Here is a 13,238-nt window from a genome sequence, read left to right on the forward strand (position 1 = left end):
TATACATTATACGAAATGGTATAATTATACCTTTGATAACTCAGGAGTTTTTTGATCTTGAGCTTTCTTTTCTTCTAACTGCAATGGCTTACCGTCACCAGTTGTCTTGTAATAAATATTGCGATCCATGGTTGATTGCTCAATCGGCAAATAAATTTCCCGACCACGATAAGACATGTAAAAATCTTTCATATGATGGTGATCTTCAATTACTTTTACGTTCTGTGAACACGGAACCATTTTTTCTAAACCACGGTCATAACGTTCAGATTCGAAGATCAGGCGCATGTTTAGCCCTTTTTCGTTTGTTGATTGTTCAACATTTATAAGTTTTGCTTTGAAGATTAATTGAGACATGAGATTCACCTTAAGATACGAGTTTTAATTGACGTTGATTGAATGTAGAGACAGGCTCTATAAAGTTTGGCGGTACTTGAGTTTCGAAATTGATTTCTACGAGTTTGATAAACGGTATGACGTTGTTTTTAGAGTCAATATGAAGATTCTGTAAATAAGCTTTTGAATAACCAGCAAGAATCAAATCTGCCATTTGTGCAAAGAACTGGGATTTTCCATATTGTTTTTTCATTGCTTCACAGCCATGAATTTCTAAAGCACAATAAAAGTTAAATAGATTCCTTGCCTTAGTTGTACTAACACGACCTGTAGGCGTAACAGTACCAAAGACATTGCACAGAGTTTTAAAGATAGAATCGTGATCAGTAGTTTTCATGGCTGAACCCTCAAGGGCTTTGAATATTTCAGAATTTGCTTTGACCCATAGGTCTTTTAAAAAATCAGGATTTTCACGTTGGTGGCGTATAAGTTGAAATAAATTCGTTGGTAAACCGAGTTCTTTTAAAACATATTTCTTGATACCGGTTTCAAAGCGTAACAGCCCTTTTGCCCACGCTTGTAAATCAGGATCAGACATAACTTTGACAACACGTAAAGCACATTTATCATTAGCTTTTGATAACTTGATTTGTTCTTCTAGTTGATTCTGAAATTCATTAAATTTGCCGTAAACTTTACGTGCATAGCGTTTTGATCGTTCTGAACCGAAATAAATTGTATTCTTATAAACAATCTCTTTTTGTGATTTACGGATATGTCTTGAAGACATGTTACGCATAAAATCAAGGGCTTGTGCTACTTGGTTTTCATCTTTTAAACGTGCTGAATATGTTGCATCAAGCTGTAGAACTTCTGTTTCAGAAATACAAAGCATCGAGTAAAGCGTAGGATGTGATTCAGCAAGATAACCAAGCATTTCCATTGCACCTTCTTCAATCCAGTCAGAACCATAAACATTGTGACCTTGCAGAATCTTTGCTGGTGAAGCCTTGAGTTCAACATGTGGGTAATAACGACCCTCATGAAAGAATTTAAAAGCCATAGCTGTATGAGATGTGGGTAATCTTTCCCAACCATGATTTAAAACACGATGTTGAGTTTTACCCTCTTCATCTTTGTAGACATCCCAAGAACCAACTTTTTTAAGATCAAGATCAAGCATGTCAAAACCTAAAATGCAATGATTACCGTCTTCAGTGATATCAACTAAAGAAGCATCAATAGGAATATGCATTACGATTTTGTCTAACATAGCTAATATCCACATGCATGCAAATATGCATAAAGCGGAACTTAACACAAATATGCAAGTATGCGCAATACATGCATGCAAAAATACATGTATGATTTTCCACATGTTGATACTGGTATGAAAAAAATGGTTCAAAGCGTTCGAATAAACGATCAAGAGCAAGAAATGCTCAGAAAGAAAGCAGTTGAATTAAACAAAATTTTAATTCAAAAAGGACAACAGCCATTAAGAGATAGCGAGCTAATACATATTCTTGTAGAAGAAGGTTTAGAGCTATTGGAAGTTAGTAACAGCGGTACAGTGAAAATAATAAAGTAAGAAATAGTCCGAAATTCCGGAGTTAAGTCCACACTAGAGATGGTGGACTTTTTCAAGTCTGCCCTTTCACTTAGCTCTGTCCTTCGCCTCCTCCTCCTCGTACCTCGTCGTCGTCGTTGGCGTCCATCACAGAAAGAAGTCGCATAATGCGGATTGATGTTAAATGCACTGCATTTCTTAAAAAAGAAAATGCCATTTTCTGATCGGGAAAATGACATTTTAATAAGGTGCAATGCAAGTAACATAATCACGCAGTTACATTATGCGAAATCAGTCTCTTAATAAAATAATCATATGACAGATACAAAAGGCTAAAAGCAAATGAGCGTAGATAGTAGGCTCACCATCATTATAAAATATTTTAAATACCCAATATGGGTCATAATTTATTGTAATATTTTGCCAGTCCATTTCACTACCTATAAAAAATTTCAAAGACTTAAACAAAAATTTCAGATCGGAAGGAAGATAATGCCAATCATTCTTCTAGTTCTTTCTGTTGATGAGATTCAATTTCTTCATTTAAAACTAGCTTATGACAAAACCAACAAAACGTATATTTGGCTTCAATTTTTTTAAGCACTAGTGATGCAGAATACCCACCATCCTCTCTCAATGCCCAATATATCGAATTAAGTTCGTCTAAGTTAAATTCCATTGCTATTTCTCCAGTTCGCGCCTACGGACGCTCTATTTCGACCGTTTTAAGTCATATGGGAGCTTGTGATCAGGAAGAAGAATTTCAATGTTTTAATGGATATTCGTCACTCGTAGACACTCGTTCATCATTCTCCAGTAAAGAAAAATAAACCAGCAAAAATATAAAGTAATACGAGAAGCAAAAACCATATTCTAAGAAAAAAATTAATCATATCAACTCACTACCTGAGCCTGTAATTGGGGTTGTACATCATTATTCGCTATTTCCACCTGTTTGGGAATATCCGATTGAGAAGCTTGTTGAACAGTGTTCGTACTATTGCTTTGAGTATTGAATTGAGCATTGTTTTGTACCTGTTGGGGAGATTTTGTATAGTCAAACAGTCGTTCACCGTTTAACCATCTTTTACAATCAGCTTGTGAAATACTTGGCATTCTGTTGCCCTGTTGATCAAAGGCGTAGTATTTACCATCATATTTAGAACAACCTGTTAACTTAGGATAATCAACAACTTGTATTCTTGCTTGTGGTTTAAAATCATAGGGCTTTGAAGAATCATATGTAACAGCACCATCGTTTGTTATAGAAGCGTTGTTTTTAGACATGTCATTAAACCACTGTACACATTCAGGCTTTTCGACATTCACACCTTTTCTACAATCTTGTTCAAGAACTAGAGGCTGTTGTGTTGCCGAATTGGCTTGTGTTGGAATTTCCTGTTTTATGCTTTGTTCTTGCATTGTTTCTTCTTTTTTATCAGGTTGAGATTTTACCCAAAGCCAACCAGTCGCACCGATCACAAGCACAAGCATCCAAATTGCATTGATGATCTTCATCGGAATTTTAATTTTACCGTGAGAATCTTCACCACCATTGGAGCTTTTGTACATACCAAACAGGTTTTTAGGATAAGTAAACGTACCTGAATCCTCTGCATCTGCCTTGGTCGATTTGGTATTAGGGTTGAGTTGATGATATTTCCACATCCACCAAGTCGCCATTTTCATGCCCATTGGTCTGTGTAAATGGTAATGCGTTCCCACCATGTCCAATACGTCAACATTCAGCAATCTAGGGGCTTGTGTGATGTAAATAATATCCAAGAAATCAGCATGACGATGGGTTTGTAAAAACTCTACTTCCGGATGGTTTTCGTTTTTAACAGGATGTTTGTACTTTTTTGAGAAATGTGAAATCTTTTGCGCTTCATCAATCACAACCAATGAACGTGCTGGATAGTCCTCAAATTTGTCTTTGAGCGGTTGTGCAGTATCTAGACGTAAACCATCAATGTTACTAAAAATGTTCCAAGGGTCAGTTTCATTGACACGTTTAAATATCTCATTCACTGCCCAAAGGGTTTTTCCTGAGCCTGGAGTCGCTGTAATTAAATAAATCATAGTTTCCCCTTAGGCTTTTGAGAACGACATGCTTGTGCTGGTGATCATGGCACGTGCAATAAATGCTGAAATAACAATAGAAATGCACTGATCTAAACCACTTACACCAACGAGTGAAGCCAAGTCACCCACGATAAAAAAATCACTCATAAAGCGATTAATCAGGTAGTTAATAACACCTAAAATGATGGTTCCCGAAACAAGCGAAATGCCAGCACCTTTTAATATACGTTTTAGAAACCCATCACCGAAGCTATCAAGTAATTGTTTGAGTAATTTACCCATTTCGAGCAGCTCCTATGACAATGTAAGCAGCATAAAGATATGAACAAGCAACAAGCGCAGGACGAGCAAGAATAAGCACTTGACACAATGGCGTCATATCAAATGAGAAGTTAACGGATACACCAGACAAGCTGATTGTGTGTTGTTCAGGAATTGGACATTGTCGTGATACAGCAAAGCGATCTTTTGAGAATATTGATGTGTCAAATTCATCAGGCTTTTTTATTTCAATATCATTTGAATCATCTTTATCAGGTTGCTCTTTTGTCCAGTCAAACCAGTCCTCTACCTTTTGCCAAAATGTTCTTTCTTTCTCTCGTTGAGCTTCTTCTTGTTGTCTTGCTATTTCTTCTCGTTGCCAAGCGACTTGTTCAGACTGACGTTGAGCTTCAGCTTGTTTTGAATCTTCTTTATATTTTTTGTACCATTCACATACAGTTACAGCCCATGAGCAGAATTCAGGAAGTGTAAAATCTTCACCAACACTCGGTTTTTCAGGGTCGTAAACGTCAGGTTTTCCGTCTCCATCCGTGTCCACATTTGGTTTAGGTTTTGTGCTTCCAGTAGGGTCTGTTTCAGGAATTGGAGGAGCATTATCTAAAGCATCTGCTGTAGATTCGGGAGCTTGACCACCTGCAGGATTATTAGGGTTATATATGTCAGGTAATACTTGTGGTGCTTCAGGTGAATTATTTACTTCATTACCGATTTGGGTTTCTGAAACAGGGACTAATTCTGTAGATGGTTGATAATTTGGATTTTTATAATAATCATACGGAGTTGGATAAGATACACCATCTTTACGTGTTATTGTACATTGACCCTTCATAGTACTCGGATCAACTTTAGTACAACCTCCGATTGAAGCACCGAGCAAATATCCAGCTTGTTGATTCGTTGCTAAATACAAATTAGCAGCGTCTTGTGCTGATTTACCAATATTTCCACTTACACCGTAAAGATATTCCCAATTCTCAATTGTATTTTTTACAGGCTTTTTAATTACACCGTTATCAATAACCCAGCCAACACCTTGGATAATTCCGTAAACAACAGCACCTAAAAGTCCTAAACGAGCCATAGAGGCTACTGTTGAACCTGTTGCGCCTGCTGTGACAGGAACACGAGCTTTATAAAAAGGGTCATTTGATGCAACGGCTGTTGCACGTTTAGCAGTTACATCTATCACTTTTGCGACAGACTCATAGACAACTTTTTCGACTACCCATTTTTCAGCGCCTGCAAATGTTAAAGACGGAGTAAGGCATATTGTTAAGGACAATAAAAACACAAGGAATTTTTTCATTTTCATTTCCTTAGCAATAAATAAAAACAGACAGACATAAGAATTAAATAGAAGAATCCGAAAGACATTTTTTGATCTCCAATAAAAATGGGGAGCGAACTCCCCAAGTTTATTAAGTACGGTTGAACGCTTGTTTGACGTAGCCCCACACTTGAATTGTTGCGTTTGGAATGATCTTTGCAGCACCGATCAAAGCGATAACAGCAACACCAGTAGCAATTACAGCAGTACCCGCAGAAACGTCTGGACCCTCAGCAAATGCACTTGTTGAAGCTACAAATGGAGTAGCAACAATCAGAACTTTTTGAGCTAAGTTAAGACCTTTTTTTGGAGTTTGGTTTTGATTTTTCATGATTATTTACCTTTAAATGCGTCATTGATGACGTTGTAGAGAAATACAGTTGCAAAGCAAACAGCGACTTGAGATAGCAATAAATTCGCATCTGCAACCGATATATTCAGTAAGTTAAACTCAGGTTCAACTTGCTGAATCCAAGCGACACATGTCTGGACTCGATCCACTAGTTGTATTGATTCGCAGACATATGCCATGTTTTAAAATCCTATTTACAGTTGTAAAAATGAATAAAATAGAGATTCTGATCTTGTAGAACACAACCGCACTTCTTGCATTTATATATTGATTGTGTCATTATAAAATACTCTAAGTTATTGATTTATTTACATATTATACATTATACGAAATGGTATAATTATACCTTTGATAACTCAGGAGTTTTTTGATCTTGAGCTTTCTTTTCTTCTAACTGCAATGGCTTACCGTCACCAGTTGTCTTGTAATAAATATTGCGATCCATGGTTGATTGCTCAATCGGCAAATAAATTTCCCGACCACGATAAGACATGTAAAAATCTTTCATATGATGGTGATCTTCAATTACTTTTACGTTCTGTGAACACGGAACCATTTTTTCTAAACCACGGTCATAACGTTCAGATTCGAAGATCAGGCGCATGTTTAGCCCTTTTTCGTTTGTTGATTGTTCAACATTTATAAGTTTTGCTTTGAAGATTAATTGAGACATGAGATTCACCTTAAGATACGAGTTTTAATTGACGTTGATTGAATGTAGAGACAGGCTCTATAAAGTTTGGCGGTACTTGAGTTTCGAAATTGATTTCTACGAGTTTGATAAACGGTATGACGTTGTTTTTAGAGTCAATATGAAGATTCTGTAAATAAGCTTTTGAATAACCAGCAAGAATCAAATCTGCCATTTGTGCAAAGAACTGGGATTTTCCATATTGTTTTTTCATTGCTTCACAGCCATGAATTTCTAAAGCACAATAAAAGTTAAATAGATTCCTTGCCTTAGTTGTACTAACACGACCTGTAGGCGTAACAGTACCAAAGACATTGCACAGAGTTTTAAAGATAGAATCGTGATCAGTAGTTTTCATGGCTGAACCCTCAAGGGCTTTGAATATTTCAGAATTTGCTTTGACCCATAGGTCTTTTAAAAAATCAGGATTTTCACGTTGGTGGCGTATAAGTTGAAATAAATTCGTTGGTAAACCGAGTTCTTTTAAAACATATTTCTTGATACCGGTTTCAAAGCGTAACAGCCCTTTTGCCCACGCTTGTAAATCAGGATCAGACATAACTTTGACAACACGTAAAGCACATTTATCATTAGCTTTTGATAACTTGATTTGTTCTTCTAGTTGATTCTGAAATTCATTAAATTTGCCGTAAACTTTACGTGCATAGCGTTTTGATCGTTCTGAACCGAAATAAATTGTATTCTTATAAACAATCTCTTTTTGTGATTTACGGATATGTCTTGAAGACATGTTACGCATAAAATCAAGGGCTTGTGCTACTTGGTTTTCATCTTTTAAACGTGCTGAATATGTTGCATCAAGCTGTAGAACTTCTGTTTCAGAAATACAAAGCATCGAGTAAAGCGTAGGATGTGATTCAGCAAGATAACCAAGCATTTCCATTGCACCTTCTTCAATCCAGTCAGAACCATAAACATTGTGACCTTGCAGAATCTTTGCTGGTGAAGCCTTGAGTTCAACATGTGGGTAATAACGACCCTCATGAAAGAATTTAAAAGCCATAGCTGTATGAGATGTGGGTAATCTTTCCCAACCATGATTTAAAACACGATGTTGAGTTTTACCCTCTTCATCTTTGTAGACATCCCAAGAACCAACTTTTTTAAGATCAAGATCAAGCATGTCAAAACCTAAAATGCAATGATTACCGTCTTCAGTGATATCAACTAAAGAAGCATCAATAGGAATATGCATTACGATTTTGTCTAACATAGCTAATATCCACATGCATGCAAATATGCATAAAGCGGAACTTAACACAAATATGCAAGTATGCGCAATACATGCATGCAAAAATACATGTATGATTTTCCACATGTTGATACTGGTATGAAAAAAATGGTTCAAAGCGTTCGAATAAACGATCAAGAGCAAGAAATGCTCAGAAAGAAAGCAGTTGAATTAAACAAAATTTTAATTCAAAAAGGACAACAGCCATTAAGAGATAGCGAGCTAATACATATTCTTGTAGAAGAAGGTTTAGAGCTATTGGAAGTTAGTAACAGCGGTACAGTGAAAATAATAAAGTAAGAAATAGTCCGAAATTCCGGAGTTAAGTCCACACTAGAGATGGTGGACTTTTTCAAGTCTGCCCTTTCACTTAGCTCTGTCCTTCGCCTCCTCCTCCTCGTACCTCGTCGTCGTCGTTGGCGTCCATCACAGAAAGAAGTCGCATAATGCGGATTGATGTTAAATGCACTGCATTTCTTAAAAAAGAAAATGCCATTTTCTGATCGGGAAAATGACATTTTAATAAGGTGCAATGCAAGTAACATAATCACGCAGTTACATTATGCGAAATAATATAAATTAAGTAATTGATATAAATGGTTTTAATAATTATAAAATTTAAACCTGAGCCACGCTAATCTCAATTTATTAAGATTTAAAAGCTATCAATAAATCTAGAAATGAATTTTATCTCGATGCATCTCTACAATCGTTAACCAAGCTTTGGTTGCTGGACTCATTGCTACAGTCGTATTCCAAGCCATACTCAATGTCCAATGTAATTTAGGCTCATTAAGGATTGCTGAGCAAAACTTCCCCGGATCTAACTGATCACAATAAATTTTGGGCAATATGGCAATCCCCATATTAAACTCCACCATTTTGGTGATAAAGTCCCACTGGCTACTTTTACACACCACTTTGGGTTCAAAACCTACAGAATTTGCAGCCTGTATAATCATCTTATTTAACGTAAAAGAATCAGCGTAAAGTAAAAAAGTTTCTTCCTTAAGTTCATGCAAATTCACTGAATCTCGTTGATTCCAATGTGAATTTTTCTTTGCTAATAAACACATCGGTGAATCTATCACAGGAATTGCCGCAAAACTTGGCCTTAAATTACCGAGTAAAATCCCAACATCAATACTTTTATCAGCAATTGCTTCCTCAATACCATTAGCACCAACTTCTAAGAATTTCAATTGAATATCAGGATAATTTTGGTGAAATAAAGCAATTAAAGGACTAAGTAATACCGAACCTAATGGTGGTAAGCCGATGGTTAATTTCCCTTTTTTTAACTGCTGTACTTGATCAATATTATCAAATATTTGCTTTTGTTCATTTAAGATATTTAAAGCATGTTGATAAATTAATTCACCAATATAGGTAAGTACAACTTCCCTTTTTCTTCCAGCTTCACCTTTTTTAAACAAAGCTGTGCCAAGTTCTTCTTCTAAATGTTTAATTGATTTACTGAGTGTAGGCTGTGTCATAAACAAACGATCCGCAGCCAAAGTAAAACTTTCGCAATTGACGATTTCTACAAAAATTTTAAGATTTTTAATGTCCATTAATTATTCCAAAATCGCATAATTATGGTTTAATTATTCATAATATGATGTGATGTTTGCAACTAAAATAACTCATCTTTTTAAAATATCTGCAATAAAATGTCTACGCATACTCAAAGCCACCAAATTTCATCAATTTATAAAGTCATATTGCAAATTGGGCTTTTAATTTTGATTTGGTGGATTGGTTCAATCATTCAAAAACAATTTAATTTACCTATTTCGGCAGCTGTGATTGGCTTATTTATGGTTTTGATTGGGCTCATGACAGGTATTTTTAAGTTAAATTGGATTAAATCAGGCTCAGATTTCATTCTAGGTGAATTGGTACTATTTTTTATTCCTTGTTTTATCGGGTTAATGAAATATAAAAACTTATTTATGACTGAGGGTTGGCAACTGATTGTTGTGGTTGTACTGGGTACAATTTGTGTGATGGTATTTACTGCTTATAGTGTGCATATAGGTTTTAAACTAGAGCGGAAGTTGAAACAACGTCATGTTCATAAAACCGTACATGTATTACAGGGAGATAAATAATGTCTGCCATTTCAATATTTTGCCTAGTGACCACATTAGTCGCATATGTGTTGGTCAAAAAACTTTATCGTAAATTTCCATACTTAATTTTATCTCCAGCAATTTTGGTTCCGATTGTTTTAATCACCATTTTACTGTCAGCACATGTTTCTTATGATGCTTATATGCTTGATAGTCAGTGGATTATATGGATGTTAGGGCCTGCAACTGTTGCCTTTGCAATCCCAATTTTTGAATATCGCCAAATCATTAAAGAACATCTCATTTCAATTTCTATGGGTGTGGTCATTGGTATGCTTGCTGGGATGATCAGTGCATTCTACCTTGCCAAGTTATTTCATTTTGACCAAACAACAACCTATAGTCTAATGGCGCGTTCAATCTCTACACCATTTGCAATGGAACTAACAACCCATATCGGCGGTTCTGTTGAATTGGTGATTTTATTCACCATGATTACTGGGGTGACTGGTATGTTAATTGGTGATTTGGTATTGGGTGGATTAAGACTGAAATCAAGCTTTGCACAAGGTGCGTCTTTGGGTAATGCAGCACATGGTTTTGGTACAAGTAAAGCTTATATGCGTGATAAAGATGAAGGTGTTATTGCCAGTTTAACCATGGTTTTAGCTGGTATTTTTATGGTATTGGTTGGACCTTTTATTGTACACCTCATTGTCTATTTACTAAATTAATCCGTACAGTATCGTTTTGAATGTTCTGAATCTCTTTTCTGCAAAGAGATTCATTTATCTTTGAATCATTTGTAATGTTTTAGGTAAAAAATTAATCAATAGCAGGCCAAGCAAGGCTGAAAATCCAGCAATAATAAAAATATATTCTCCTGATAATTTTTCCCAATATTGCCCAGCTAAGATGCTGCCAGATGCAACGCCAAGTCCCCACATGGTACTGTATAGTGCTTGCCCTCTGCCCTGTTGTTTGGCTGCAAAGTTCTGCAAAATGACCCGCATTGCAATAATATGAAATAAACCAAAACTAAATGCATGAAAAGTTTGAGAAATAAATTGAATAATGAAATTTTCTGAAAATAAACCCGCTAATATAAATCGAATACTGGTCATGATTAAACAAAGTGCGACTAAGCTTCGCCATGAAAAACGATTTAGGAAGAAATTTGCATAGTTAAACATGATAATTTCAGCAATCACTCCAACTGACCATAAAAAGCCAATCTGAGTTGTACTGTAACCAGCAAGTTTTAAATAATTACTATAAAAACTATAAAATGGTGCTTGTGCAAAAAGCATAATAAATTCAATGATAAAAAATGAAAAAACCACAGGTCTTTTTAGAATGGGAAGCAATGGTTCTAATATTTTTTGTGCACTCGGTGCTGTGCTGGGTTCCTTAATCGAAAAGGACCAAATAAAAGCTGTAAATGCAATACATAACAACATCATTGGTAAATATTGAATTGCAATAACTTCTAAAATCGCACCGATACTAAATACGCCAATAATAAATCCAATAGAGCCCCATTTTCTAATTTTTCCATACAATGCTGTATGTTGATTACCCAGCCAAAACAGCGTTACACCTTCAAATTGCGCAAGTATGGCATTTTGAAAGAAGCTAAAAATCAGCATCAGAAATGCAATCGATTGCATATTATTGGGAATAATAAAAATCAAAAACCAAATTGTAGCTTCCATCCAAGTTGCCACACGAACCCACAACATTCGTTTGCCCGTTTTATCTGCGATAAATCCCCAAATAAAGGGTGCAAATATACGGGTTAAAATGGCTATAGACGACAGTAATCCGATTTCTTGATAATTAAATCCTTGATCTTGAAGATATAAGCTCCAATACGGCAAAAAAGTTCCAACTATTGAATAATACCAAAAGTAGAATCCACTCAGTCTGTATTGGATTGGCATAGATTGCATGTCGTTGCATTCACTTGTATTTTCAAACAGTTAGAGGAATAAAGCGTTGTATAAATTTGTACTCAAAAGCACTCATCCGTAGTTCAACTGTATACTGCTAAAAAAACATTATTTTTTCAAAAACCCATAATACTCTGTTATATATTTAATGTCTTTTAATAAAAATATATTTTGCTTATTTGGTAAAATTGCTGGATTCGTAACAGACTTACGAGGCACTAAATTTAACGCAAAACACCTAACACCTTGATAATTGTCAAAGATTGAGCTGTTAATCTCGATATTACTAGATCTAGATTTGGGTTGGTTATTGTAGAAAAAGATCATGGATATGTTGTATATATATATTTAACAGCCAATAACTCGGAAAAAGCAATTTAGACTTATTATATTGCAAATCAGTGTTTTACTTTATAAGTATAGGAAGCTATCAAATTATATTTAGATTAGTTTGTTATGATTGATATTCAAATAATACAGTAAATTAAATCTTAAACAAAAAAGTATAATCTGTAAATTAATAAGAATAAATTATGCTCTCTAAGTTTATATTTAGTGATTAAAAAATCAAAATAACAATTTAAAAATATTGGAACCCCCAAATTTCTCTTCGCTTGGGTTGAATTTGTTCCACTAGTAAAAATAAAGTAAATAAAGGCATTATATACATCATTGGTTTCATCCACGCTATACATAACCACATAAATGGCCAACAAGCTCCTACGCAGTACCAGGCTTTTTTAATTCCAAATTTAAAATTATCAATACCAGACTGAAGCCCAAAAGGATTAATGTTTGCAGGAAGATGACAGCGATTTAGACTGATTTTTTTATATGGAGTTATCTGCCATAGAACTAAAACAACAATAATCAAGCATGCCAATATTATTTGGTTATGTAATAATTCATTTAAATAATGTGTCAAAATTGAGAGTAAAACACCAATAAGTGTCCAAAAAAATATATAGCCGATAAAAAACAATATTAAACATAACTTCCTTTTTCTCTTAAAGTTCTTTTTCTGAACATCCTCCACAGATAAAAAAAGTAATGGTAACATCATTGCTATCAACATCAAAAACCAATGCATATTAATAGTGTTATGAATAGCTGATAAAATAAAATTTTCATTATAATTAGTTTGATGTACATGATGAGAATGCTCACCATGTACAAACTCTACAGCAATAGATTGCTCCATTGACAGTAAATTCTGAAAAATTAGCCACAACCAGACCAATAAAGCAATTTTCATTACAATTATAAAAGATTTTCTTTTAAATAAAGAAAAGTAGTTTTTAATCTTCATGGCTATT

At 34.9% G+C, this 13,238-nt stretch carries 17 protein-coding genes; 4 read left to right on the forward strand and 13 right to left on the reverse strand.

Annotation, left to right across the window (positions count from 1 at the left end; genetic code table 11):
- Positions 1-24 precede the first annotated feature (24 nt).
- Together F981_RS08380 and F981_RS08385 are read right to left on the reverse strand one after the other, a co-directional pair.
- Positions 25-357, reverse strand: coding sequence for a hypothetical protein (locus F981_RS08380; protein ID WP_004720487.1), 333 nt, complete (start codon positions 355-357; stop codon positions 25-27).
- 10 nt (positions 358-367) lie between these two features.
- Positions 368-1,609: a phage/plasmid replication protein, II/X family gene (locus F981_RS08385; RefSeq protein WP_004720489.1), complete on the reverse strand. Its 1,242-nt coding sequence runs from the start codon at positions 1,607-1,609 to the stop codon at positions 368-370.
- A gap of 87 nt (positions 1,610-1,696) precedes the next feature.
- On the opposite strand from F981_RS08385, the gene F981_RS08390 reads away from it, so the two are divergent.
- Positions 1,697-1,927, forward strand: a complete 231-nt coding sequence (locus F981_RS08390) for a hypothetical protein (RefSeq protein ID WP_016539749.1) — start codon at positions 1,697-1,699, stop codon at positions 1,925-1,927.
- Between the two features lie 478 nt (positions 1,928-2,405).
- Here F981_RS08390 and F981_RS08395 read toward each other — a convergent pair whose 3' ends face one another.
- The 8 genes from F981_RS08395 to F981_RS08430 all read right to left on the reverse strand — a co-directional run bounded on the left by F981_RS08395 (position 2,406) and on the right by F981_RS08430 (position 7,877).
- Positions 2,406-2,585, reverse strand: coding sequence for a hypothetical protein (locus F981_RS08395; RefSeq protein ID WP_004720495.1), 180 nt, complete (start codon positions 2,583-2,585; stop codon positions 2,406-2,408).
- Between the two features lie 215 nt (positions 2,586-2,800).
- Positions 2,801-3,988 carry a zonular occludens toxin domain-containing protein gene (locus F981_RS08400; RefSeq protein WP_004720497.1) on the reverse strand — a complete coding sequence of 396 codons (1,188 nt, stop codon included), beginning with the start codon at positions 3,986-3,988 and terminating at the stop codon, positions 2,801-2,803.
- Positions 3,989-3,997: 9 nt separating this feature from the next.
- Complete coding sequence (locus F981_RS08405) at positions 3,998-4,273, reverse strand: DUF2523 family protein (protein ID WP_004720499.1); 276 nt, start codon at positions 4,271-4,273, stop codon at positions 3,998-4,000.
- Positions 4,266-5,579: a virulence factor TspB C-terminal domain-related protein gene (locus F981_RS08410; RefSeq protein ID WP_004720501.1), complete on the reverse strand. Its 1,314-nt coding sequence runs from the start codon at positions 5,577-5,579 to the stop codon at positions 4,266-4,268. The genes F981_RS08405 and F981_RS08410 overlap by 8 nt, the downstream gene beginning before the upstream one ends.
- 112 nt (positions 5,580-5,691) lie before the next feature.
- Entirely contained in the window at positions 5,692-5,931 is a 240-nt protein-coding gene (locus F981_RS08415) for a hypothetical protein (protein WP_004720503.1), read from the reverse strand.
- A 2-nt stretch (positions 5,932-5,933) separates the two neighbouring features.
- Entirely contained in the window at positions 5,934-6,131 is a 198-nt protein-coding gene (locus F981_RS08420) for a hypothetical protein (protein ID WP_004720507.1), read from the reverse strand.
- A gap of 161 nt (positions 6,132-6,292) precedes the next feature.
- Positions 6,293-6,625, reverse strand: a complete 333-nt coding sequence (locus tag F981_RS08425) for a hypothetical protein (protein WP_004720487.1) — start codon at positions 6,623-6,625, stop codon at positions 6,293-6,295.
- Between the two features lie 10 nt (positions 6,626-6,635).
- Positions 6,636-7,877: a phage/plasmid replication protein, II/X family gene (locus F981_RS08430; RefSeq protein WP_004720489.1), complete on the reverse strand. Its 1,242-nt coding sequence runs from the start codon at positions 7,875-7,877 to the stop codon at positions 6,636-6,638.
- Positions 7,878-7,964: 87 nt separating this feature from the next.
- On the opposite strand from F981_RS08430, the gene F981_RS08435 reads away from it, so the two are divergent.
- Positions 7,965-8,195: a hypothetical protein gene (locus tag F981_RS08435; protein ID WP_016539749.1), complete on the forward strand. Its 231-nt coding sequence runs from the start codon at positions 7,965-7,967 to the stop codon at positions 8,193-8,195.
- A gap of 374 nt (positions 8,196-8,569) precedes the next feature.
- Here the strand turns inward: F981_RS08435 and F981_RS08440 are convergent, their stop codons facing one another.
- A complete protein-coding gene (locus F981_RS08440) occupies positions 8,570-9,469 on the reverse strand; it encodes a LysR family transcriptional regulator (RefSeq protein ID WP_004720509.1) in 900 nt (299 codons plus the stop codon).
- Positions 9,470-9,568: 99 nt separating this feature from the next.
- On the opposite strand from F981_RS08440, the gene F981_RS08445 reads away from it, so the two are divergent.
- Together F981_RS08445 and F981_RS08450 are read left to right on the forward strand one after the other, a co-directional pair.
- On the forward strand, positions 9,569-10,009 hold the full coding sequence (locus F981_RS08445) for a CidA/LrgA family protein (RefSeq protein ID WP_004720511.1): 441 nt from the start codon (positions 9,569-9,571) through the stop codon (positions 10,007-10,009).
- A complete protein-coding gene (locus tag F981_RS08450) occupies positions 10,009-10,704 on the forward strand; it encodes an LrgB family protein (RefSeq protein WP_004720513.1) in 696 nt (231 codons plus the stop codon). Before F981_RS08445 ends, F981_RS08450 begins: the two co-directional genes overlap by 1 nt.
- Positions 10,705-10,758: 54 nt before the next feature.
- Here the strand turns inward: F981_RS08450 and F981_RS08455 are convergent, their stop codons facing one another.
- Positions 10,759-11,922, reverse strand: coding sequence for an MFS transporter (locus tag F981_RS08455; RefSeq protein WP_004720514.1), 1,164 nt, complete (start codon positions 11,920-11,922; stop codon positions 10,759-10,761).
- Positions 11,923-12,502: 580 nt separating this feature from the next.
- Positions 12,503-13,231, reverse strand: coding sequence for a copper chaperone (locus F981_RS08460; protein WP_004720517.1), 729 nt, complete (start codon positions 13,229-13,231; stop codon positions 12,503-12,505).
- Between the last annotated feature and the right edge of the window lie 7 nt (positions 13,232-13,238).

It is taken from the genome of Acinetobacter guillouiae CIP 63.46 (assembly GCF_000368145.1).
Classification (GTDB): domain Bacteria; phylum Pseudomonadota; class Gammaproteobacteria; order Pseudomonadales; family Moraxellaceae; genus Acinetobacter; species Acinetobacter guillouiae.

Bases quoted from the DNA above. Each gene is read 5' to 3' on its own strand.
- F981_RS08385 (WP_004720489.1), bottom strand. From the start codon at position 1,609: ATGTTAGACAAAATCGTAATGCATATTCCTATTGATGCTTCTTTAGTT.
- F981_RS08415 (WP_004720503.1), bottom strand. From the start codon at position 5,931: ATGAAAAATCAAAACCAAACTCCAAAAAAAGGTCTTAACTTAGCTCAA.
- F981_RS08405 (WP_004720499.1), bottom strand. From the start codon at position 4,273: ATGGGTAAATTACTCAAACAATTACTTGATAGCTTCGGTGATGGGTTT.
- F981_RS08400 (WP_004720497.1), bottom strand. From the start codon at position 3,988: ATGATTTATTTAATTACAGCGACTCCAGGCTCAGGAAAAACCCTTTGG.
- F981_RS08450 (WP_004720513.1), top strand. From the start codon at position 10,009: ATGTCTGCCATTTCAATATTTTGCCTAGTGACCACATTAGTCGCATAT.
- F981_RS08390 (WP_016539749.1), top strand. From the start codon at position 1,697: ATGTATGATTTTCCACATGTTGATACTGGTATGAAAAAAATGGTTCAA.
- F981_RS08425 (WP_004720487.1), bottom strand. From the start codon at position 6,625: ATGTCTCAATTAATCTTCAAAGCAAAACTTATAAATGTTGAACAATCA.
- F981_RS08410 (WP_004720501.1), bottom strand. From the start codon at position 5,579: ATGAAAAAATTCCTTGTGTTTTTATTGTCCTTAACAATATGCCTTACT.
- F981_RS08380 (WP_004720487.1), bottom strand. From the start codon at position 357: ATGTCTCAATTAATCTTCAAAGCAAAACTTATAAATGTTGAACAATCA.
- F981_RS08460 (WP_004720517.1), bottom strand. From the start codon at position 13,231: ATGAAGATTAAAAACTACTTTTCTTTATTTAAAAGAAAATCTTTTATA.
- F981_RS08435 (WP_016539749.1), top strand. From the start codon at position 7,965: ATGTATGATTTTCCACATGTTGATACTGGTATGAAAAAAATGGTTCAA.
- F981_RS08455 (WP_004720514.1), bottom strand. From the start codon at position 11,922: ATGCAATCTATGCCAATCCAATACAGACTGAGTGGATTCTACTTTTGG.
- F981_RS08440 (WP_004720509.1), bottom strand. From the start codon at position 9,469: ATGGACATTAAAAATCTTAAAATTTTTGTAGAAATCGTCAATTGCGAA.
- F981_RS08430 (WP_004720489.1), bottom strand. From the start codon at position 7,877: ATGTTAGACAAAATCGTAATGCATATTCCTATTGATGCTTCTTTAGTT.
- F981_RS08445 (WP_004720511.1), top strand. From the start codon at position 9,569: ATGTCTACGCATACTCAAAGCCACCAAATTTCATCAATTTATAAAGTC.
- F981_RS08420 (WP_004720507.1), bottom strand. From the start codon at position 6,131: ATGGCATATGTCTGCGAATCAATACAACTAGTGGATCGAGTCCAGACA.
- F981_RS08395 (WP_004720495.1), bottom strand. From the start codon at position 2,585: ATGGAATTTAACTTAGACGAACTTAATTCGATATATTGGGCATTGAGA.